Genomic DNA, 2,544 nt, shown 5'->3' on the forward strand with positions numbered 1-2,544 from the left:
TGACTCCTGAATTCTTTAATACTTCTATAAACCAGGCAAATAAACTACACGGAAACCTCTGTTATTGCTACAGAAGCCGGGATCGCCCCAGAGACGGAAGGCACTCCGACAATTCCCAGGTTCATCTTCCCAATAGCCACCACGAAGAATTCGTATCTTACTATCTCCTCCAGTTTCCCAAGCACTACCATCACTAGGCGCACCTTCATAATTATCGTGTCTAATATCCTGACACCACTCCCACACATTCCCGTGCATATCATATAAACCAAAAGCATTAGGAGGAAAAGTTCCCACATCAGTTGTCTCCCCTCGATATTTGCCTTTAGGGGCATCGCCATAAGTGTAGTCACCATTATAGTTAACTAAATCGGCTGTTATAGTTTCCCCAAAATAAAACGGTGTAGTTGTACCAGCGCGACAGGCATATTCCCACTGACTCTCGCTAGGTAGTTTGTAAGTTTTCCCAATTTTTTTTGATAACTTTTGACAAAATGTTGTAGCGTTATGCCATGTTACAGTTTCGACTGGGCGCTTTCCTCCTTTAAAGTGAGAGGGATTTTTACCCATAATAGCTTGATATTGGTCTTGAGTAATAGGATATTTACTCATATAAAAAGGTTGAATAGTAACCTCATGTTGGGGAGTTTCAGGACTATCTGTTTCTACTTCATTTTCTGCCGAACCCATAACAAAACTACCCCCAGGGATAGAAACCATTTCTAAGGTTACACCTTTACCTAAATCTTCAGTAAAAAATACTGCTTCATGGGAACTACGATTAATTTCTTCACCTTTACTGTTTACCATTATTACATCAAATAGTTTTGGTGCAATTGGTTTCAATACTAACTTAACTTTTAAATTAGCACCTGCTTTTCCTTTAGTAATATAAAGATTACCTTCCCCCTCGAAGTTAAAACCTACTTCCACCTCAGCTTGTTCAATTTCCATATCTTTATTAATTTCTTGCCAAGCTTCAGCAATAGGACGACTAATACTAACTAATACAGGTTTAACTTGTGCAAAACTAGATTTAACATCTTTAACAGCATTAGTAGAAATCGGCTTTGCTTCATTATCTGGAACTTCAGCTTCAACCAAAATCCCATCTTCCAGTTGAATTAATCTGGTGGCCATATATGTTAATTCCTGAATTTAACTGCTATTCTATTCAAGCACATTACAGTAATTTGCTCTATGAATTTAAAAGAACTCATTAAACAAGTATTTTAATATTGAGGAAAAGGCAAATATAGTATTTATAACTATAAAATATATGAAGCAGAGAAATTTTGCTGGGTATATCGGAATTTGGGAACAAAAAAGAGGCAAAAAAGATTGTATATTATTAATATGAGAAATGCTATAATACCTCAAGTAATTCCTAAATAAATCTGGAGGTAATTATGTCAGAAAAATTGACACTTCTGCCCCATGAATATCCAGACACCAGTAATATGATTCTGGAGGATGATACTCCTTTAGATAGTTTGATTAATGAGAAACAACAACGTCTGCTGACAACTGTATTTTATAGCGGTGCCGAAACAGGAATAAATGTTCCTTTTATTGCTGCTGCTAATGTGGGTTTATTCTCTTATGTCGGAGATTCAGGAATTGTACCTGATGTGTTTTTAAGTTTGAATATTCCTGGTGGCGAACAATGGTGGAAACGTAATATTCGTTCTTATTTATTCTGGGAATTTGGTAAATCTCCGGATATAGTAATTGAAATTGTTTCTCCCACTCCAGGCAATGAGTTAGGAAGTAAATTAATAGACTATGCACAGTTACGAATTCCTTATTATGTTGTCTACGATCCGTTGCAAAAACTAGGTGAAACTTTTCTCCAAGTATTTCAACTTCAAGGCACTTCTTATATTCCGAAAAATGATGCTTGGTTTGCTGATGTAAATTTAGGATTAACTCTTTGGAATGGTGTATTTGAAAATCTTAGTGGTACTTGGTTACGTTGGTGTGATGCGGATGGGAATGTGATTAAAACAGGAGATGAATTAGCAGCAGAAAAAAATTCTGAGATATCTCAAAAGGATACTGAGATATCCCTGAAGGATGCTGAGATATCTCAAAAAGATGCCAAAATTAAACAAGCGTTATTATTGGCAATAGATATGGGATTAAAACTCAAGTTTGGTGATGAAGCTGTGGGAATGTTATCTGAAATTTCAGCCATTAATGATGTGAAATTGTTAGAGGGAATTATTTCTCAAATGCCCCAGGTTTCCTCAATAGATGAATTGCGAAAACTATACACTAAATAAGTTGAAAATTGGGTGCGGAATATGCACCCTAAATCTATCGCTACTTAATAAACTTTATCGTGCCTACCAAATAGTAAAATATTTCTACTGCCCCTAAACTATAAATGTTGTGAAAACAGACAGTATTTTCTATCAAATATTTCTCAACTTTCCGACAATTTTCTTTGAACTAATTAACCAACCCAATACCAATACTCAAACTTATGAATTTACCTCCCGTGAAGTCAAACAATTATCTTTTCGTTTAGATGGTTTATTC

General features: G+C 35.5%; 3 protein-coding genes. 2 read left to right on the forward strand and 1 reads right to left on the reverse strand.

What is annotated here, in order from left to right:
- Positions 1-24: 24 nt before the first annotated feature.
- A complete protein-coding gene (locus AC3DU7_RS30985) occupies positions 25-1,140 on the reverse strand; it encodes a CU044_2847 family protein (protein ID WP_488043076.1) in 1,116 nt (371 codons plus the stop codon).
- A 269-nt stretch (positions 1,141-1,409) separates the two neighbouring features.
- Here AC3DU7_RS30985 and AC3DU7_RS30990 point away from each other — a divergent pair, with 269 nt between their 5' ends.
- Both AC3DU7_RS30990 and AC3DU7_RS30995 read left to right on the forward strand, forming a co-directional pair.
- On the forward strand, positions 1,410-2,285 hold the full coding sequence (locus AC3DU7_RS30990) for a Uma2 family endonuclease (protein WP_488043077.1): 876 nt from the start codon (positions 1,410-1,412) through the stop codon (positions 2,283-2,285).
- Positions 2,286-2,394: 109 nt separating this feature from the next.
- A partial coding sequence (locus tag AC3DU7_RS30995) for a DUF2887 domain-containing protein (protein WP_488043078.1) occupies positions 2,395-2,544 on the forward strand: 150 nt, incomplete at its 3' end.

The sequence above is a fragment of the Okeania sp. genome, from assembly GCF_983059655.1.

What these genes read in the sequence shown, in the direction of transcription:
- AC3DU7_RS30985 (WP_488043076.1), bottom strand. Translation starts at nt 1,140, where the DNA reads ATGGCCACCAGATTAATTCAACTGGAAGATGGGATTTTGGTTGAAGCT.
- AC3DU7_RS30990 (WP_488043077.1), top strand. Translation starts at nt 1,410, where the DNA reads ATGTCAGAAAAATTGACACTTCTGCCCCATGAATATCCAGACACCAGT.